Below are 19,994 nucleotides of genomic sequence, written 5' to 3'. Positions count from 1 at the left end.
ACCGGCCGGCGGTCGTCGTATATTGAATGGCAGTGCGAGCGCGCGGCGTTGCCGATTCGCGCCAGGCGACACAGAACAACATCGATGCAAAGGAGCGGCGGCAAGTGAATCGCGTTGATCCCGTGAAGCGGTCCGCACCGACACGCGCGCTGTCGCAACGGAGCCGCGCGCCTTGAGCGACGCTCCGCCCGATCCGGACGCCGAGCTGATCGCGCGGGTGGGCCGCGAGGAGCCCGGCGCGGTCCGCTCGCTGGTCGCGCGCAAGCTGCCGCGGCTGCTGGCGCTCGCCACCCGCATGCTCGGCGACCGCATGGAAGCGGAAGACGTCGCGCAGGAGGTGTTCGTGCGCATCTGGAAGCAGGCCGCGCGCTGGCGCGACGGCGAAGCGAAGTTCGACACGTGGATGCACCGGGTCGCGCTCAATCTCTGCTACGACCGTCTGCGTGGCCGTCGCGAAGAGCCGAGCGACGCATTGCCCGACTCCGCCGATCCCGCTATGTCGCCCGACACGCGACTCGAAACGCTTGCCGAAAACGCCCGCGTGCGCGCGGCGTTGGCCGCATTGCCACCGCGTCAGCGCGAAGCGCTCGTGCTGACCTATTACCAGGAAATGTCGAACCTAGATGCCGCCGCCCTGATGGGCGTCGGCATCGATGCGCTGGAAAGTCTGCTGGCTCGCGCGCGCCGCAATCTGCGCGCTCAACTGGCCGGCAGCGGCCTTAGCAAGGACAAGTCATGACGCCCGAACGATTCCATCAGATCATCGCCGCCTACGGCGCCGAACCACGCCGCTGGCCCGATGATGAGCGCGCCGCCGCGCAGGCGTGGGCGCAAGCGCATCGCGTCGAAGCCGACACGCTGCTCGCCGACGCGGCTGGCCTCGACGCATGGCTGGCCAGCGACGAGGTCGAGCCGGCGGGGCTCGAACTGCAGCGACGCATCATCGACGGCGCGCCGCGCGCTCGCGCGTCCATGCGTCGGCGCTGGTGGTGGTCCGGCGCGGCGGTGGCCGGGGTCGGGCTGCTCGGCGGCGCGGCCGGCGCGTTCGCGGTGTCGTTCTTCGTGCTGAGCGGAAATCCGCCGCCGCTCGCGCACGAATCCTCCTATCTGACTTCGAGCTTCGGTGGCACCTCCGCCGATTGGAGCGGCGAATGAACGGGCGCTCGTGGAAAGTCGCGCTGCTGGGCTCGGCGGTGCTGAACGTGTTTCTGCTCGGCGCGATTGCCGGCGGTGCGTATCAATGGTTCGCCGCGCATGGCGCCAACCGGGCCGCGGCGCCGGAGCAGCGCGCGCTGCGCTTTGCCGCCGAGCCGCTGCCGGCGGAGCGGCAGCAGGCCTTTATCGACGGTTTGAAGGACGCGCGCCGCGCCGGGCGGCAATATGCGCGCGAGGCACGCGAGGGGCGTCACGAGGTCTTGCGTTTGCTGGCGGCGCCGCAGTTCGATCGCGCGGCGCTCGATGCCGCGCTCGCGCGCACGCGTGCGGCCGACAGCAGTCTGCGCGCGATGGTCGAAGCGAGCGTTGCGGATTTCGCGGCGACGCTGACGCCCGAGCAACGCGTCGAGTTCGCCGATAGCCTGCGGCTGCGTGGGCAATGGCGCGAAACGCAGCCGGCCGCGAACGCGAAGAGGCCGGCGAACGGGGCTGTGGGGCAGCGGGAAGATTCGCAGCAGAGCGCACCGGCCAACGCTGCTTCGGATGACTGAAAAAAATCGCGGCACGGCGACGGATTGCGTCGCCAGTGACGTTTAACGGCTAGGTAGGTGTTCTCGATAAGAGTTCTCGATGTCGATGAGGTTCGTATGGCCCATGCTCCCAACCTGAGCGCCGCGGCGATCGCGCTGAACCGCTTCGGCCTCGGCGCGCGCGCGGACGACACGCCGCCCGCCGATCCCAAAGCGTGGCTACTCGCGCAGTTCGAGCAGTATCAGGCGCGCCCGGCCGCGTGGGCGAACCAGCCCGATTCGATCGCGGTGTCGGGCGAGCTTGTAGAGCAGCGTATGGAGATCGAGCGGGAGCGTAAGCAGAAGCCGGGAGAGGGCGTAAGCGTTAGCGAAGGCATGGGCAATAACGCAAACGGCAATGCAAACGGAGGCGCAGCCAACAACCTGAACCATCCCGCAGCCGCCAGCCAACCGGATGCAAAAACTGCCAGGCAGGCCGAACAAAAAGCATTACGCGCCGAAGTTCTCGACCTCTACCGCGCGTCGGTCAATGCTCGCGTAACCAGTGCGCTGACCACACCGACGCCCTTCGTCGAACGGCTTGTGCATTTCTGGGCCAATCACTTCGCGGTATCGACGGAAAAACCCGGCGTCGCGGCGCTCGCCGGTTCGTTCGAAGCGGAGGCGATCCGCCCGCACGTGCTTGGCCGTTTCGAGGACATGCTGGTGGCGGTCGAGCGTCATCCGGCGATGCAGCTGTTTCTCGACCAGACCCGCTCGGTCGGTCCCGACAGCATGGCCGCGCTGCGCGCCGCGCAACGCGATCCCGACAATAAACGCGGGCTCAACGAGAATCTCGCGCGCGAGATCATGGAGCTGCACACGCTCGGCGTGCGCAGCGGCTACAGCCAGGACGACGTGACCGAGTTCGCGCGCGCGTTGACCGGCTGGAGCCTCGTCGGCAAACCGGGCAACGGCGGTGCCAACGCAACGCGCCGTGGTGTCGGGCCGCCGGCCGAACCCGGCAGCTTCGTGTTTCGCGCCGCGCTGCACGAGCCCGGCACGCGCACGATCATGGGCCATCGCTATGACGAAGCCGGCGAACAGCAGGCGCTCGCGATTTTGCGCGACCTCGCGCACGCGCCGGCCACCGCGCAGCATATCGGCGCGAAGCTCGCCCGTCATTTCGTCGCGGATAACCCACCGCCCGGCGTCAGCGAGCGTCTCGCCGATGCCTTCACGCGCAGCGGCGGCGATCTGCCGAGCATGTATCGCGCGTTGATCGACACGCCGCAAGCGTGGTCGTCGACGGCGGTGAAGTTCAAGACGCCATGGGAGTGGACTATTTCGTCGATGCGCGGACTCGGCTGGCAGGACCTCGGCAAGCTGCAGAGCGCGCCGATTTTCACGCAGCTCGGCCAGCCGGTCTGGCGTCCCGGCTCGCCGGCCGGCTACGACGATATCGCCGCGAGCTGGGCCGCGCCCGATGCGCTGGTGCGCCGCGTCGACGTCGCGCAACGCTTCGCCGCGCGCGTCGGCGACCGGCTCGATGCGCGCGCGCTCGGCCAGACGCTGTTGGCCGGCTCGCTCAGCGAACCGACCGCCACGGCGGTGGCGCGCGCGGAAAGCGCATCGACGGCGCTCGCGCTCTTACTCGTATCGCCCGATTTTCAACGGAGATGACTGCCATGCCGACACGTCGCCAGTTTCTGAACGTCGCCGCCATCGGTGCCGGCGCGCTGCTCGTGGCGCCGCGGATCGCGTTCGCGCACGTCGCGACCGAGCGCCGTTTCGTGTTCGTGATCCAGCGCGGCGCGGCCGATGGGTTGAACATCGTCGTGCCCTATGCGGACCCCGCGTATGCGAGCTTGCGCGGGCCGCTCGCGATCGATGCATCGACGGCCCCGCATCTCGACGGCACCTTCGCGCTGCATCCGGCGCTCGCGCAGGTCGCGAAGATGTATGCGGATCGTGAGGTGCTGTTCGTGCATGCGATCGCGTCGCCGTATCGCGATCGCTCGCATTTCGACGGGCAGAACGTGCTGGAGACGGGCGGCACGTCGCCGTATCAGGTGAAGGACGGCTGGCTGAACCGGCTCGCCGCGCAATTGCCGGCCACGCGCGACAACGCGATCGCGTTTGCGCCGACCGTGCCGATGGCGTTGCGCGGCGCGTCCGCGGTGACCTCGTATGCGCCGTCGGCGTTGCCGCAGGCGCCCGACGATCTGCTCACGCGTGTCTCGCAACTGTACGAGCAGGATGCGCAATTGCGGCCGCTGTGGGCCGCGGCGTTGGCCGCGCGCGGACTCGCCGGCGATGCCGGCGCGCGCGAGGACCCGGCTAGCCTCGGCAAGCTCGCGGCCAGTTTTCTCGTTCGCGACGACGGTCCGCGCATCGCGATGATCGAAACCGGCGGTTGGGACACGCATAGCGCGCAGAACGCGCGGCTCGCGAATCAGCTGAAGGCGCTCGATACGATGCTCGCCGCGCTACGCGACGGCATGGGGCCGGCGTGGCGGCAGACCACGGTGCTGGTCGCGACCGAGTTCGGCAGGACCGCCGCCGCGAACGGCACCGGCGGCACCGATCACGGCACCGGCTCGGTCGCGATGGTGCTCGGCGGCTCGGTGCAGGGCGGTCGGGTGCTGGCGGACTGGCCGGGGCTCGCACCGCATCAGCTGTATCAGGCGCGCGACCTGAAGCCGACCGCGTCGCTCGATGCGTTGATCGCCGGCACCGCGAGCGAAAGCCTCGGGCTCGATCCCGAACGTACGGCGGTGCAGTTGTTTGGGCGCACGCCGGCAGGCAGACCAGTGACGGGTGTCGTGCGGGCGTGACGCGTGAATGGCTCGACGGTAGCTCGATGATGGCGCGGAGGTGGGCGATGGACGAGCGGGGGTTCGGTGGCAGCGAGGCAGTTGGAGTGAGAAGGGCGAGCGATCGCGCGTGGCCGGAGAGCGCGAGGCTTAGGCCTCGGCCCGAGCCGTCGCTCGAGCTGAAGCGAACGGCTTTGCTGATTGCGTTGATCGTCGGCGCGGCCAGCGAGGCCATCGGGCTCGATCCGGAACGCGCGGCTGCCGCGCTGTTCGAACGGACGGCGACGGGGAGATCGAGTGTGGGGGTAAGGCGTTGAGGGGGAAGGTGGGTGGCATCGCGACCTGATGCCGCTACACCGCTGCATGCGCGGCATGCACCGAACGCTCGCCGACCCGATGATAGCGGCGCCCGTAATAGATCAGCGCGTCGCGCGTGCCATCGAGTGTGCGCGCGGCTTTCACCGCGCAGAAGAACACCGTGTGCGTGCCGACTTCGGTGACCGATTCGATCTCGCAGTCGAGCGACGCCAGCGCATGCTGCAACACCGGCGCACCGGTCGCGAGACGCTCCCATTGCGCGGCGGCGAAGCGCTCGTCGATCGGCAATGCGCTCGTGGCGAAGTGCGCGGCGAGCGACTGCTGCTCCGCGCTCAGCACGTTCACGCAGAGCTTGCCGTTGGCACGAAACGCCGCGTTGTTGCGGCTGCCGCGATTGATGCAGACGAGCAGCGTGGGCGGCTCGTCGGTGACGCCGCAGACCGCCGACGCGGTGCAGCCCGCGAGGCCGGCGTCGCCGTCGCTGGTGATGATGTTGACGGCCGCGCCGAGCCCGGCCATCGCGTCGCGGAACATGCTCTTGTCGACCATGGGGTGCCTCTTCTGAAAAGTTCTGCTGTTGCCGGGTGGTGCTGCGAGTGGTGTTCGGGTTGTGCGCCGCGTGGTGCGTTCAGCTCTGCGCACAGCGCGCGAAGCACCGCCGCTAAGCCGAACGCGCGCCGTGCGTCTCGCCGTCAGCCTTGCACGTTGTCGGCCGGCGCCGCCGCGCAGGCCGGCGAACGAAAACGCGCCGCCGTGTGGCTATCGGGCAGGCGGGCATGGCCGAACAGCTTTTCGCGCAACGTGCCGTCGCGATACGCGCGCTTGTACGCGCCGCGCTCCTGCAGCAACGGCACGACCAGCTCGATGAAATCGTCGAAGCATTCGGGCACGACGGTGCGCGACAGATTGAAACCGTCGACGCCAGTTTCCTCGGTCCACGCGATCAGCTCGTCGGCAATCTTCTGCGCCGCCCCGACGAGCGGCTGCTGACGGCTGCCGAGCACCATCTGTTCGAGCAGCTTGCGCTTGGTCCATTGCGGACCGGCCGCGCGCGTCATCGCTTCGACGTTCGACACGATCGCCTGGCTCTTGCCTGTTTCGATCGGCTCGTCGAGGTCGTAGCGCGCGAAGTCGATGCCGAGCGACGCGGCCGCATGCACGAGCGCAGCGTCGGAGCTCACGTAGCGCTTGTACTCCTCGTATTTCTCCTCGGCCTCGCGATCGGTGCGGCCGGTGATCACGGTCTGGCCGAGCAGCACCTTGATGTCGTCGGCGCGGCGGCCGCCGGCGACCGCGTGCGCGCGGATATCGTCGACGATCGCCTTGACCGCCGGCTTCGCCTGGCCGTTGACGAACACGCACTCCGCATGCGCCGCCGCGAACTGCTTGCCGCGCGCGGACGAGCCGGCCTGGTACAGCACCGGGGTGCGCTGCGGCGACGGCTCGGCGAGATGCATCGCATCGACGCGATACTGCTTGCCGTGGTGATGGATCACATGGACCTTCGACGCATCCGCATACACGCCTTGCGCGCGGTCGCGCAGCACCGCGCCGTCCTGCCAGCTGCATTCCCACAGCTTGTAGACCAGCTCCATGTATTCGTCGGCGAGGTCGTAGCGGTCGTCGTGCGCCATCTGGCCGGTCAGGCCGATCGCGCGCGACGCGCTGTCCAGATAGCCGGTCACGATGTTCCAGCCGACCCGGCCGCGGGTCAGATGATCGAGCGTCGACATGCGGCGCGCGAACAGATACGGCTGTTCGATCGACAGATTCGACGTGACGCCGAACGACAGATGGCGCGTGACTGCGGCCATCGCCGGAATCAGCAGCGTCGGATCGTTGACCGGCACCTGCACCGCGCCGCGGACCGCCGCGTCCGGATTGCCGCCGTAGACGTCGTAGACGCCGACCACATCGGCGAAAAAGATGCCGTCGAACAGGCCGGCCTCGAGCTTGCGCGCGTAGTCGGTCCAGTACTGCAGGTCCGTGTAGCGCGTGGACTGATCGCGCGGATGGGTCCACAGGCCTTGCTGGATGTGACCTACGCAGTTCATGTCAAACGCGTTGAGAACGATTTCCTTCGGCATGGTGTGTTCCGGCTAGGGTGACGGCGGCGGGCAAAAGCTTGCGGGCGCCGGGGTGGCAAGGTTGCGGCGGACGGCCGGTAATCCTGCTTCCTGCTGCTGGGGGCTGTCTCCGTTGCGTTTAATATAGTGGACGAAAAATTACTATGCAAGACTAAATTGAGAGAGCCAGCGGTTCAACGAGCCCGCGGTTCAAAGAGCCCACACTGGACGCTCCGATGCGCCGGTTTGGGCGCCGGCGGTCCGACGCGCTCCGCCACCATTCGCTACGATCCGCCACCCTTCGTTACGGTGGCGCATCGATATAATTTCGCGGTACCCACTTCCTCCCGACGATCCCGCCATGTCCGAATCCTCCGTCATCGATCTGAGCCAGGCGATCTCCGCGCGCGTGAAGACCGAGCGCGAGGCGCGCAACTGGTCGCTTGCCGAGCTGGCCGAACGCTCGGGCGTGTCGAAGGCGATGATCAGCAAGATCGAGCGCGGCGAGGCCAGTCCGACCGCGACCGTGCTGGGGCGGCTGTCCGGCGCGTTCGGGCTGACGCTGTCGACGCTGCTGGCGCTGGCCGAGCAGACCGGCGAGCGGCTCGTGCGCCGTGCCGACCAGTCGCTATGGGAAGACCCGGAAACCGGCTACACGCGGCGGCGCATTTCACCGCCGACCGGCGGCGTGCTGGAGCTGCTCGAAATCGAATTGCCGGTCGGCGTGCGGGTGCCTTATCCGTCCGATGCGTTCGCGTTCCAGCATCAGCAGATCTGGGTCACGCATGGGGTGCTGACGTTTCGCGAGGGCGTCCTGACGTACCGGCTCGAAGCGGGCGACTGTCTGCAACTAGGCGCGCCGGTCGAATGCGAGTTCTTCAATGCGGGCACCGAGGTGTGCCGTTATGTGGTGGGATTGGTGCGGCGCTGAGCCGGCGTCCTGCTGGAATGGACCGGGCCCACTCGGGCGTTCCGGCTGGCAGGACGGAAAAATCGCTGATCGGAAAACGGTGCCTGTAAGCCCGCGCCGGTAAGCCGGCGCTCCATGGCGCTCGGTAACCAGCGGGGAGGCGCCGCTCACGCCGCGGCTCGCAGCGCCTCCTTCACCGGATGATTCGATGTGGGAACTGTCTGGCGACGCTTAGCCCCCGCCGCCATTGCCGCCACCGCCGGCCGGAGCGTTCAGCGTGAGCCGGTTCGCGACGGAGGTCACGCCCGGCACCGTTTTCGCGACATCGCCGGCCTGCTGGATCATGCTGCCGTCAGGCACCGAGCCGCTCAGTGTCACCGCACCGCCACGCGCCCGCACGAACACGTTCGAGACGTTGAAGTTCGGCGTTCTCGCGAGTGCGCGCCGCACGTCGCGGCCAAGCTTGCGATCCGCCTGACGCGTTGCCGTCGGATTGGCGGCCGGCGCGGCTGCCGTGTTGGCGGCCGGTTGCGCGTCGGTCGCCTGGGCATAGGCACTGGACGCGGTCGCCACGCACAGCGCAATACCGAGCGCCTTCAAAAGTTTGACTGTTTTCACGTTTTCACCATCCTCGAGAAGTTGATGTCGCTTCGTTGCTGTCAAAAATGGCGCGCTTTTGTCGAGCAGGTCCAGACTCTGGGAAACGCCTGTCTTATAGAGGAATGTCGCTGCGGCGCCTCCGGCGCGCTTAAACAATACTCCAGGCCGTGCGCCGATGTGAAAAAAATGCGACGAATCGCGCGATCCGCACACGGTGATTCGCGATCCGCGTGACGGCTGCGCATGCCATGCCTGTGTGTGCTCAACATGTGCTCAACGTGTACCCAACACCTGGTTGTTACCCGATGTGCATACGATGCAGCCCGGCAACTGTTAAGAGCGGCCTGCATTTCAGACTATAATTCCGCATCCCGGATCGCTCGATCCGTCCGACGGTGCAGGCATGCAGCAGGCAGCCGTCTCGCGGGGAGACCGTTTGAGCCCGTTTGAGCCCGTTTCCTCTTGAACAAAACCAACTACATCCCCACCGACGCCGGCGCCGAACTTCCCGGCATCGATAGCGCACAAGCCGACGCGCAAGCCGCGAAAGCACCCGCCACGCTCGCAACCCGCACCGCCCACGAATTGCACAAGGACGACCGCCATTTCGTCACGGCGCTCGCGCGCGGACTCGAAGTGCTCGCGTGTTTCCGTTCCGGCGACAAATCGCTGAGCAACCAGGAGCTGGCCGCGCGTTGCAGGCTGCCGAAATCGACGGTCTCGCGCCTGACGCATACGCTGACGCTGCTCGGCTATCTGATCCATCTGAAGGAGAGCGGCAAGTACCGGCTCGGTACCGCGTCGCTGGCGCTCGGCAGCGCGATGCTCGCGCGGCTCGACGTGCGCAAGATCGCGCGCCCGGTGATGCAGGAACTCGCCGACATTTCCGGCGCGACGGTATCGCTCGGCACGCGCGACCGGCTCTCGATGATCTACGTCGAGAATTGCCGCGGCTCGGTCGCGCTGACGCTGACGCTCGAAGTCGGCTCGCGCATTCCGGTCGCGACCTCAGCGATCGGCCGCGCGTGGCTCGCGGCGATCCCCGAGCACGACCGCCTCAGCTTCATGGAGCAGGTGCGCGAACTCGATCACGTCGCGTGGCCGAAGACGCGGCGCGGCATCGAGAAAGCGCTCGAGGACTACCACACGCTCGGCGTGACGACCTCGTTCGGCGACTGGCAGAAGGACGTCAACGGCATCGCGCGCGCGTTCCAGCCGGGCGGCGAATTGCCGATCATGGCGATCAACGTGGGCGGCCCGTCGTTCAAGCTGTCGAAGGAATTTCTGCTCGAAGAAGTGCGGCCGCGTTTGATCGATGTGGTCACGCAACTGGAAATCGCGCTGTCGCATTGAGCGGTGGCGCGATTTATCATGTACTCTTATTAAAATAAATCAGAAATTTAATTTCCCGCTTCGGCTATTCCGGTTTTTGGCGAGAAGTGTTTGCAAGGGCACATTCGAAGCCGGATTTTTGTGATTGGTGTTTCTGTTTTTGTGGATTCTCATTTTTTCAAAATGCGAAGTTTCGGATAAAATCCATTCCTGAAAAATAGGTGCCCGATGCGATGGATCATTTTCTATCGCATTCCCTTTCTCTGAAAAACACGAAAAATCGCGCTGCGGGTTGGCAGGCCTGCCGCACTGCGTTAGCCTGAAGAGGCCATTCCGACAGGGCGGGGCGGGCAATTTCGTGACGCCGATGCCATCGCTGAATAGATGATCCAACACGGAATAACCACTCCGCGACGTTCCGCTATTCGCTTGCGCACAGAACAGTCAATTTATTCAGATCGCTGTATGCGAACTTTATGTAAAAAAGATTACGATTGACAAAATATAATAAAAAATCGGATTTTTTTGAGGCTTATTGACAATTGTCGATGTGATTATCCACTAAATTCAAGTGCAAATATATATGCATCTGGAATTTACACCATCGTCCCCGTGCGCATCCCGCATGGTTAATGTCTTTAAAGCCAAAGAAAACGACCGACCATGAATAAAACATTTTGTTCGATATGGAATGAGGCGCTAGCCAGTTGGGTTGCCGTTGCGGAAAACACGCACGCGCGCGGCAAGCGTAGTCGCGCCGGTGCGCCGGCACGGACAGACAATCTGAGCCGGCCTCCGGCGCAGGCGCTGCGGCGCATCGTCGTCGCGCTCGGGTGGGCCGTCGCGGCGATGTCGACGGGCACCGCATTCGCGTCGACGTGCGGCGACGGTTCGAGCGTTGCCAGCGGCGGCACCTGTGCGTTCGGCAGCTTCAGCCCGAGCGCGGACAGCAGTCAGGCCGGCGCCGCGACGGTGACGGGCGCGGATGTGGTGACCGTGTCCGGCACATGGACCGGCGCGCCCGGCAGCAGCGGCTATACCACGGTGCCGCTCGGCAGCACGACGATCGTTTCCGGCAATCCCAATCAGCAGAACCTGACGATTGGCAGCCAGACGCGAAGCGTCTCCTCGCCCGATGCGGTCACCGGCGCCAACATCGTCGTGGCGACCTACAACTCGGCCAGCTTTACCACGTCGAGCTGGAGCAGCGCGCCCGCGTTGCTCTACGGCGACGTCAACGGCGACCAGTACATCGACACCCGCGTCGGCACGGTCGCGAATACCGGCGGTACGCTCAATGTCAACATCGGCGACTCGGCGAACGTGCCGTCGGCGAGCGGCAATCTCATCGAAGCGGCCGCCAAGCAATCCAGCCTCGCCTACGCCGACGGGACCGGCACGACGCCGTCCGTAGTCAACTGGACCTCGCGCAATCAGGTCGATTTCTTCGCGTCGGCGCCGTCAGGCAGCGTCAACAACTACACGATCCATGTGCCGGTCTATGCCGGCACCTTCCAGGCGTTCGACGGCAGTACGTGGAGCGTCACCGACGCGACCTCGCTCGCCGCCTACAACAATTTTCTGGTCCAGTCGCTGCAAAGCGGCGCGCTGAACTCGCAATCGGCCTATAACGCCGCGTTCAATCAGGCCGTCAGTTTCTCGGCGCAGACCGTTCAGTACAGCAACAACCTGACGCCGGGCGACGAAGGCAACCTGCCGGTCGGGAGCGTGAGCGTGATGAGCGGCAGCGGCGCCAACGCGACGCTGCACGTCGCCGCCGGCGGCGAGCTCGATGTCGGCGGTCTCGCGTATGGCGTGCTTGCACAGAACGGCGCGAACGTCGTCAACGACGGTCAGCTTTCCGGTACCGCCACGCTCGTCGGGCTGCAAAGCGGCGCGCAGGGTGTCAACAACGGCGTGATGTCAGCGGGGTATGCCACGGACGGCGGCTTCGACACCAGTTCGACGAGCGCGCCGATCAACGGCAGCTACGCGGAAGGCTATGGCGTCGACGCGAGCGGGACCGGAACCCGTTTCGTCAACAACGGCATCGTCAACGTGGCCGCGTGGACCTACAACAATACCAACCCCGCGCAGCAAAACTACGGCGTGCTGGTCGCGGATAGCGCGACCGCCTCGAATGCCGGGATCATCAACGTCGGCGTGAACGCGACCAACATAACGAGCCAGGTGATCGGTGCGCTCGTGTCGGGCGGCAGCTTCACGAACCTGGTCGGCGGTACGATCTATCTCGGCCGCGCGGCGCAGTACGATGCCGCGTCGCCGGAAGCCGTCAGCGACGTGGCGCTGGCCGCGCCGTCGTTCGGGATCGTGCTCGACAGTTCCGGCACCGCGAGCAATCTCGGCAACATCACGATCGGCTCGCTCACGCAGAACGCGACGGCGCTGGCGAGCACGAATTCGACCTCGGGATCGCTGAACAATAGCGGCACCATCACGATCAACGGCGCGGCGTCTGGCCTACCGCTCACCAACATCGGCATGCTTGCGGACAACACCGCGGCCACCGTCACCAATACCGGCACGATTGCGCTGAACGGCGTCAACGGGATCGGCATCAAGGTGCTCGGCACCGGCGCGACGCCGACCTCGGTCACGTCGACCGGCACGATCGACGTGGCCGGCGGCGCCGATCCGGCTTCCGGCACGCGCAACTACGGCGTCTGGGCGGAAGGCGCGAAGGCGAGCGCGACAATCGACGGCGCTCTCAACCTGACCGGCATCGGAGCGATCGGCGTGACCGCGCGTTCGGGCGCGACCATCAACGTCAGCGCCAACGCAGTGCCCGATTTCATCTCCGGCACCAACCAGATCGGCTTCTACGCGTACGGCGCGGGCTCCAGCATCAACGTCGCGGCGCAGAATCTGACGGTTGGCACGGACAATTCGACGCTGTTCCGTGTCGCCAACGGCGCCACGTTCACCGGCTCGTCGAGCGCGGGCACGCTGACCATGAACGTCAACGGTCAGGGCGCGCGCGGCATGGTGGCGACGGGCACGGGCACTACGCTGTCGACGGGCACGTCGCTCTACGAGGTCAACGGCGTGAACGGTGTGGCCATCACCGCCGAGGGCGGCGCGACCGGCACGATCGACGCGGCGACCACGATCGACCTGAAGGCGAGCGGCGCGATTGCGGGCATCGTCGACGGGCAGGCGCACGATCTGACCGACGCGGCGAGCGGTGCGCCGGTCGCGACGCAACTGACCAACAATGCCGCGATCACGTCGTCGGCGGCGGGCGTGACCGGCTTCGTCGCGCAGAATCTCGGCACGCTGGTCAACAACGGCTCGGTCCAGTTGAACGGCGCGGGCGCCACGGGAGCCGTGGTGGGCACCCAGGGCACGGTCGATAACGCCGCGACGATCCATGTGGCCAACGGCACCGGCGTGCTGGTCGACGGTGCGACCGCGAGCCTGAACAACAGCGGTCTCATCGCGGCCGACGACGGCATCGCGGCCGTGCATCTGAGCGGGGCCGGCGCGTCGGTCGGCCTGACGGGCGCGGGCCGCATCGTCGCTGGCGGCACGGCGGACGGCATCCAGATCGACGCGACCGATACCGGTGGCGGCGTGAACGCCGGCGCGAATTCGATCGCGCTCAGCGGCACGGGCCAGGGCATCAACAACCTCGGCGCCAATTCGACGATCACGCTCGCCGGCACGCAGATCAGCACGACGGGCACGGCCAGCGACGGTATCGCGTCGACCGGCGCGGGCGCGACGCTGTCGGCGGACGCGGCGACCCGCATCACCACCAGCGGCGACAACTCGGTCGGCCTGTTCGTCACGGGCGCGGGCTCGAAGGTGACGAACGCGAGCGCGACGATCGCGACGTCCGGCCAGAACGCGACCGGCGTCGAGATCGGCGGCGGCGCGAGCGCGACGCTGTCGAACGCGCGGATCGCGACGACCGGCAGTCAGGCGGACGGCGTCGTCGCGCAAAACGGCGGCAGCGTGACGGATACCGGTTCGTCGATCAGCAGTGCGCAGGCGAATGGCGCGCGGGCGGATAGCGGCGGCGCGCTGACCCTGAACGGCACGAGCGTGAGCGGCGCGAGCGCGGGCATCGTCACGTCGGACACGCTCGCCAACGGCGCGGCCAACACGGTCACCGTGAACGGCGGCAGCGTCGCGTCGAGCGCCGGCCCGGCGTTCCTCGCCGATGGCGGCACGGCCGCGATCACGGTGCAGGGCGGGGCGGCGGTCACGGCCGGCAACGGCACGTTGCTGAGCCTGCTGAACGGCAGCAACGCGACGTTCACCGCGTCGGGCGAAAACCTGACGGGCGACATCCTGTCGGACGCGACCAGCACCGGCAACGTGTTCCTGACCGATCATACGGTGCTGACCGGCCGCGTCGATCCGGTCGCCATGTCGATCGACTCCACCAGTAGCTGGAACGTGACGGCCAATTCCACGCTGAGCAACCTGAGCAACGCGGGCAATATCGTCTTCGTCGCGCCGAGCGGCGACCCGACGCTCGCGGCGGGCTACAAGAGCGTGACCACGGGCGGTTACGTCGGCAATGGCGGCACCATCGCGCTGAACACCTGGCTCGGCGGCAACAGCTCGCCGACCGACCAGCTGATCCTGAACGGCGGCAGCGCGAGCGGCACCACCGGGCTGAAGATCAACAACACCGGCGGCACGGGCGCGCAGACCACCGGCGACGGCATCGCGGTCGTGGTTGCCGCCAATGGCGCATCGACGACGACCTCGGCATTCCATCTTGCCGGTTCCGTGCAGGCCGGCGCCTACGAATATCTGCTCTACCGCGGCGGCCAGAGCAACGCGGATAGCTGGTATCTGCGCTCCGACCTGCTGCCGGTTTCGAATCAGCAGCCGCCGGCGGGCTCCAGTGGCGGCGTATCGGGCGGGGGCGCCGCGCCGGTCGCGTACCGGCCGGGCGTCGCCGGTTACTCGATGACGCCGTCGCTGAACGCCGACTACGGCTTCGAGATTCTGAGCCGCCTGCACGAGCGCGTCGGCGACATCGCCAATCTCGAGAAGCTGCAAACGGGTAATAGCAACGGCGTGTGGGGGCGCGTCGGCGGCCAGACGCTCGACGCGAATTCGAACGGCCGCTTCGGCGCCGACGACCGGACCTTCTTCGCGCAATTCGGCAAGGACTGGACGCTCGATCAACCGTCGGGCGGCGGCAGCACCCATGCCGGCGTCACGATGACGTTCGGTTCGGCCAACGCAAGCTTCACGGACTCGGCGCGCGCCATCAGCCCGGACCTGTCGACCTCGACGGGATCGATGGAGATGCAGGCGCAAAGTCTGGGCGGCTACTGGACGCGTTATCTGTCGGACGGCACGTATTTCGACAGCGTCGGCCAGGTGACCCATTACCACAACGACTATAGCGACAGTACCGGCAACCCGGCTTCGCAGAACGGCTTCGGTATCGCGTTGTCGCAGGAAGTCGGCAAGCCGTTCCTGATCGGTTCGAGTTCGGTCGCGATCGAGCCGCAGGCGCAGTTGATGTATCAGTACCTGAAGCTCAACGGCTTCACCGATAACGTGTCGGACATTTCCGGCACCACGATGAACGCGCTGCGCGGCCGCGCGGGCGTGCGCATATTCAGGGCCAACCTGGAGAACGCCACCCACACGGGCGCGGCGACGCCTTACTTCACGGCCGACGTGTTGCACGATTTCCTCGCGCCGGGCCAGACGGTGGTCGGCGGCACGTCGTTCAATTCGGGGCTGGGTCGAACCTGGTACGAGCTGGGCGTCGGTGTGACGGCGGGCCTCGGCAAGTCGGGCGAGCTCTATGCGAACGTGAAATACGCGCGCAATCTGGGCGGCGAATATCGGCGCGGGTTCTTCGGCAACGCGGGCTATCGGTATAGCTGGTGATGTATAGCTGGTGATGTATCGCGGGCGCGCCGGCGGTTTTCTCCGGCCCCGGCGCGCCCGCAGTCGCTTTACAGCTCAGGAACTAGAACCACTGCGGCGACATGCTGAGCGTCGTGTCGTCGAGCGTGCGCAGCGGCGTCAGCATCGCCGCGACGCGCGGCAGCTCGCAACGGAAGAACCACTGACACGCGTGCAGCTTGCCGCGATAGAAGTCCTGATCCGCCACGTCGTTCGCGCGCGGCAGCGCGGCGTTCGCGACGAGCGCCTGACGCAGCCACGTCCACGCCAGCACCACATGACCGAAGGCTTCGAGAAACGCATTCGCGTTCGCGAGCGCGCGGTCGGTGTCGCTCGCGAGCGTGGGCAGCAGCGCTTCGAGCGTGCCGGTCACATCGCGCCACGCGGCGGCGAGCGTGTCGGCATGCGCGTGTAGCGGCGCGTGTTCGCGCGCGGCGTCGATCGTGCGTTGCAGTTCGCGGGCCAGCAGCTTGAGCGCCGCGCCCTGTTTCATCGTGACCTTGCGGCCGAGCAGGTCGATCGCCTGAATGCCGTGCGTGCCTTCGTGAATCATGTTCAGGCGGTTGTCGCGATAGAACTGCTCGACCGGATATTCGCGCGTGTAGCCGTAGCCGCCGTGAATCTGGATCGCGAGGCTGTTCGCTTCGAGACACCATTGCGACGGCCACGACTTGACGATCGGCGTCAGCAGATCGAGCAGCAGCGCCGCGTCCGCGCGCGCGGCGTCGCTCTCGCCGGTGTTCTGTTCGTCGACCAGTCGCGCCGCGTACAGGCTCAGCGCGTAAGCGCCTTCCACGTAGGCCTTTTGCGCGAGCAGCATGCGGCGCACGTCCGCGTGTTCGATCAGCGGCAGTTGCGGATCGAGCGGATTCTTGTTGGTCGGATGACGTCCTTGCGGCCGTTCGCGCGCGTAGTCGAGCGAGGCCAGATAGCCGCGATAGCCGAGCATCACCGCGCCGAGTCCGACGCCGATACGCGCCTCGTTCATCATATGGAACATGTACGCGAGCCCGTGATGCGGCTCGCCGACCAGTTCGCCGACACACTCGCCATGCTCGCCGAGCGACAGCATCGTCGACGAGGTGCCGCGCCAGCCCATCTTGTGGATCAGGCCCGCGAGCGCGACGTCGTTGCGCGCGCCGAGGCTGCCGTCGTCGTTGACGCGAAACTTCGGCACGGTGAAAAGCGAAATGCCTTTGACGCCCGCCGGCCCGCCCGGAATGCGCGCGAGCACCAGGTGCACGATGTTTTCGCTCAACTCGTGATCGCCGCCCGAAATGAAAATCTTGTTGCCGCGTAGCGAGTAAGTGCCGTCCGGGTTCGGCGTCGCCGTGGTGGTCAGGTCCGACAGGCTCGAGCCCGCCTGCGGCTCGGTCAGCGCCATCGTGCCGAACGCGCGGCCTTCGAGCAGCGCGCCCAGATATTTGCGCTTCTGCTCGGCCGAGCCGAAGCGCTCGATCACGTTCGCATTCGCGCTCGTCAGCATCGCGTACGACGAGGTCGCGATGTTCGCGCTCTTGAATAGCGACAGACACGCGAACGACAGTATCGCCGGCAATTGCATGCCGCCCAGCTCGTAGTCCTTGCCCGCGGCGAGAAAGCCGGTGGCGCGCAACGCGTCGAGCGCGTCTTTCACTTCATGCGGGATGCTCACGCGCTGGCCGTCGAACTGCGGCTCGTGCTCGTCGGAGAGACGGTTGTGCGGCGCGAATTTTTCGACCGCGACCGCATGCGCGGTGTCGAGCGCCGCGTTGAAGGTCTCGCGGCTGTGATCGGCGTAACGCGCGCGCTGCGTCAGCGTCTCGGCTTCGAGGACTTCGAACAGCTGGAATTGCAGATCCCGCATGTTGATGATCGACGCATCTTGCATCAGTGAAAGCCCGTCCAAAGGTAAGCCGCTATGCGGAACAGCGACGCGACACGCCGTGTCGGCACGCTTGCGTATGCTGCTCGTGTCAACGGTGAGGATCGATAGGAAAACGCGCTATACGGGTAAGTCCCGAGGAACTACGCGTCGGCGATGCGCGTCAGTTTATAACGAAAAAGTATGATCGTGCTTTTATTTACATGCCGAATTCCGACACGTATGATGGTCGAAGAATTGTGGAATTCAAATCTGCATTGCAGAACAACCGCATAGAACAACTGGAGGAGCGACGCATGTCAGTGAAGGATCTGTTTCAACTCGACGGCAAGGTGGCCTTGATTACCGGCGGCTCGCGCGGACTCGGTCTGCAGATGGCCCAGGCGCTTGGCGAAATGGGCTGCCGTGTCGCGATCAGCGCGCGCAAGGCCGACGAACTCGCCGAAGCGAAAGAGCATCTGCAGGGCCGCGGAATCGAGGCGCGCACCATCGTCAACGACCTGCAGCGTTTCGAGGGCATTCCGGCGCTGGTCGACGACGTGATGAACGCGCATGGCCGCATCGATATCCTGATCAACAACGCGGGCGCCACGTGGGGCGCGCCCGCCGAAGAGTATCCCGACGAAGCGTGGCACAAGGTGATGAACCTGAACGTCAACGCGCCGTTCTTCCTCGCGCGCGAAGTCGGCAAGCGCAGCATGATTCCGCGCCGCGCGGGCAAGATCATCAACGTCGCGTCGGTGGCCGGCCTGAAGGGCTCGCCGCCGGGCATGAACACGATTGCCTACAACACGTCGAAGGCCGCGGCGATCAACTTCACGCGCGCGCTCGCGGCGGAATGGGGCAAGTACAACATCAACGTCAACGCGATTTGCCCCGGCTTCTTCCCGTCGAAAATGTCGGCGGGGCTGCTCGACAAGCTCGAGGACACGATCGTCTCGCGCACGCCGTTGCGGCGTCTGGGCGGCGACGAGGATCTGATGGGGCCCGTCGTGTTTCTCGCGAGCGAAGCGTCGCGCCACGTGACCGGCCAGTATCTGGCGGTGGACGGCGGCTCGATCATCATCTGAGTCCGTCTGCGTATTCATGAGTACCCGTTCGCGCCAGGCGAAACCGGGCTAAGACCGGGCCGAAACCGCGCGGTGTGCCAGCGCGGTTTTCGGCAGGCCGATCGCGCGTGCACGACGGGTACTTCACGCTTGTATTCAAAACTGGCAGCTTTGCATCAGATCGGAGCGCGCGTGCTAACGCCGACGCCCGTCGACCAAGGAGACGTTGGATGAATTTCGAGTACTCGGACAAGGTCAGGAACCTGCAGAAGCGTTTGACGGCGTTCATGGACGAATACGTCTATCCCGCCGAGCCCGTGTTCGAAGCGCAGATGGACGCCGCGCGCGAAGCGGGCAATCGCTGGCAGCCCGCGCCGGTGATCGAGCAGTTGAAGGAGAAGGCGAAGGCCGCCGGTCTGTGGAATCTGTTTCTGCCTGAGTCGAAATACGGCGCGGGTCTGACGAACCTCGAATACGCGCCGCTGTGCGAAATCATGGGGCGCTCGCATATCGGCGCGGAGCCGTTCAACTGCTCGGCGCCCGACACCGGCAACATGGAAACGCTGGTGCGCTACGCGACGCCCGAGCAGCAACAGCAATGGCTGCTGCCGCTGCTCGACGGCACGATCCGCTCGGCGTTCGCGATGACCGAGCCGGAGGTGGCGTCGTCGGATGCGACCAATATCGCGGCGAGCATCGTGTGCGACGGCGATCACTATGTGCTGAACGGCCGCAAATGGTGGACCTCGGGCGCGAACGATCCGCGCTGCAAGATCCTGATCTTCATGGGCAAGTCCGATCCCGATCATGCGAGCCGCCATCAGCAGCAGTCGATGATCCTCGTGCCGATGGAGACGCCGGGCGTCAACGTGCTGCGTCATCTGCCTGTGTTCGGCTACGACGACGCGCCGCACGGTCACGCGGAAATCGTCTTCGACAACGTGCGGGTGCCCGCGAGCAACATGCTGCTGGGCGAAGGGCGCGGCTTCGAAATCGCCCAGGGCCGGCTCGGACCGGGCCGCATCCATCACTGCATGCGCCTGATCGGCCGCGCCGAGCGCGCGCTCGAAGCGATGTGCCGCCGCTCGCTCGGCCGGGTCGCGTTCGGCAAGCCGATCGCGGAACAGGGCGTGACGCGCGAACGGATCGCGAACGCGCGCATCATGATCGACCAGACCCGTTTTCTGGTGCTGAACGCCGCGTACAAGATGGACACGGTCGGCAATAAGGACGCGCGCCAGGAGATCGCGATGATCAAGGTCGCCGCGCCGACCATGGCCTGTCAGGTAATCGACTGGGCGATGCAGGCGCATGGCGGCGGCGCGGTCAGCGACGACTTCGGCCTCGCCCGCGCGTATGCGAGTTCGCGCACGCTGCGTTTCGCGGACGGCCCGGACGAAGTGCATCGCAACGCGATTGCGAGCATGGAGTTGGGGCGCTATCTCGCCCGCTGAGCGCCGCGCGCTGC

The 19,994-nt window shown here is 66.1% G+C and carries 14 protein-coding genes and 1 pseudogene; 11 read left to right on the top strand and 4 right to left on the bottom strand.

The window, feature by feature from the left end:
- Positions 1 to 148: 148 nt before the first annotated feature.
- The 6 genes and pseudogenes from HHL14_RS26225 to HHL14_RS26200 all read left to right on the top strand — a co-directional run.
- Positions 149 to 739 (top strand): annotated as a pseudogene (locus tag HHL14_RS26225) (RNA polymerase sigma factor); the annotation flags it as partial.
- A complete protein-coding gene (locus tag HHL14_RS26220; protein WP_169500496.1) occupies positions 736 to 1,155 on the top strand; it encodes a hypothetical protein in 420 nt (139 codons plus the stop codon). The pseudogene HHL14_RS26225 and the gene HHL14_RS26220, both read left to right, overlap by 4 nt.
- A complete protein-coding gene (locus HHL14_RS26215; RefSeq protein WP_169500495.1) occupies positions 1,152 to 1,706 on the top strand; it encodes a periplasmic heavy metal sensor in 555 nt (184 codons plus the stop codon). Before HHL14_RS26220 ends, HHL14_RS26215 begins: the two co-directional genes overlap by 4 nt.
- 96 nt (positions 1,707 to 1,802) lie before the next feature.
- Positions 1,803 to 3,347: a DUF1800 domain-containing protein gene (locus HHL14_RS26210; RefSeq protein WP_169500494.1), complete on the top strand. Its 1,545-nt coding sequence runs from the start codon at positions 1,803 to 1,805 to the stop codon at positions 3,345 to 3,347.
- Positions 3,348 to 3,352: 5 nt separating this feature from the next.
- On the top strand, positions 3,353 to 4,501 hold the full coding sequence (locus tag HHL14_RS26205; RefSeq protein ID WP_169500493.1) for a DUF1501 domain-containing protein: 1,149 nt from the start codon (positions 3,353 to 3,355) through the stop codon (positions 4,499 to 4,501).
- A gap of 47 nt (positions 4,502 to 4,548) precedes the next feature.
- On the top strand, positions 4,549 to 4,797 hold the full coding sequence (locus HHL14_RS26200; RefSeq protein ID WP_169500492.1) for a hypothetical protein: 249 nt from the start codon (positions 4,549 to 4,551) through the stop codon (positions 4,795 to 4,797).
- 34 nt (positions 4,798 to 4,831) lie between these two features.
- Here the strand turns inward: HHL14_RS26200 and HHL14_RS26195 are convergent, their stop codons facing one another.
- Positions 4,832 to 5,347, bottom strand: a complete 516-nt coding sequence (locus tag HHL14_RS26195; protein ID WP_169500491.1) for a flavin reductase — start codon at positions 5,345 to 5,347, stop codon at positions 4,832 to 4,834.
- Positions 5,348 to 5,490: 143 nt separating this feature from the next.
- A complete protein-coding gene (locus HHL14_RS26190; RefSeq protein WP_169500490.1) occupies positions 5,491 to 6,885 on the bottom strand; it encodes an LLM class flavin-dependent oxidoreductase in 1,395 nt (464 codons plus the stop codon).
- A gap of 340 nt (positions 6,886 to 7,225) precedes the next feature.
- On the opposite strand from HHL14_RS26190, the gene HHL14_RS26185 reads away from it, so the two are divergent.
- A complete protein-coding gene (locus tag HHL14_RS26185; protein WP_169500489.1) occupies positions 7,226 to 7,795 on the top strand; it encodes a helix-turn-helix domain-containing protein in 570 nt (189 codons plus the stop codon).
- 210 nt (positions 7,796 to 8,005) lie between these two features.
- On the opposite strand, the gene HHL14_RS26180 is transcribed toward HHL14_RS26185, so the two are convergent.
- Positions 8,006 to 8,392, bottom strand: a complete 387-nt coding sequence (locus HHL14_RS26180; RefSeq protein WP_169500488.1) for a BON domain-containing protein — start codon at positions 8,390 to 8,392, stop codon at positions 8,006 to 8,008.
- 567 nt (positions 8,393 to 8,959) lie between these two features.
- Between HHL14_RS26180 and HHL14_RS26175 the strand changes: the two genes are divergently transcribed.
- Both HHL14_RS26175 and HHL14_RS26165 read left to right on the top strand, forming a co-directional pair.
- Entirely contained in the window at positions 8,960 to 9,727 is a 768-nt protein-coding gene (locus tag HHL14_RS26175) for an IclR family transcriptional regulator (protein WP_169500535.1), read from the top strand.
- Positions 9,728 to 10,369: 642 nt separating this feature from the next.
- Positions 10,370 to 15,595, top strand: coding sequence for an autotransporter outer membrane beta-barrel domain-containing protein (locus HHL14_RS26165; RefSeq protein WP_169500486.1), 5,226 nt, complete (start codon positions 10,370 to 10,372; stop codon positions 15,593 to 15,595).
- 82 nt (positions 15,596 to 15,677) lie between these two features.
- Here the strand turns inward: HHL14_RS26165 and HHL14_RS26160 are convergent, their stop codons facing one another.
- Positions 15,678 to 17,483, bottom strand: a complete 1,806-nt coding sequence (locus HHL14_RS26160; protein WP_169500485.1) for an acyl-CoA dehydrogenase — start codon at positions 17,481 to 17,483, stop codon at positions 15,678 to 15,680.
- Between the two features lie 290 nt (positions 17,484 to 17,773).
- Between HHL14_RS26160 and HHL14_RS26155 the strand changes: the two genes are divergently transcribed.
- Both HHL14_RS26155 and HHL14_RS26150 read left to right on the top strand, forming a co-directional pair.
- Positions 17,774 to 18,547 carry an SDR family oxidoreductase gene (locus tag HHL14_RS26155; RefSeq protein WP_169500484.1) on the top strand — a complete coding sequence of 258 codons (774 nt, stop codon included), beginning with the start codon at positions 17,774 to 17,776 and terminating at the stop codon, positions 18,545 to 18,547.
- A gap of 209 nt (positions 18,548 to 18,756) precedes the next feature.
- Positions 18,757 to 19,980 (top strand): acyl-CoA dehydrogenase family protein, encoded by a 1,224-nt coding sequence (locus HHL14_RS26150; protein ID WP_169500483.1) that lies wholly within the window; start codon positions 18,757 to 18,759, stop codon positions 19,978 to 19,980.
- The last annotated feature ends 14 nt before the right edge of the window (positions 19,981 to 19,994 follow it).

It is taken from the genome of Paraburkholderia antibiotica (assembly GCF_012927125.1).
In the GTDB taxonomy this organism is placed as follows: Bacteria; Pseudomonadota; Gammaproteobacteria; order Burkholderiales; family Burkholderiaceae; genus Paraburkholderia; species Paraburkholderia antibiotica.
Note: the sequence above shows the minus strand (reverse complement) of the source record. Positions and strands in the feature narration are given on the sequence as shown.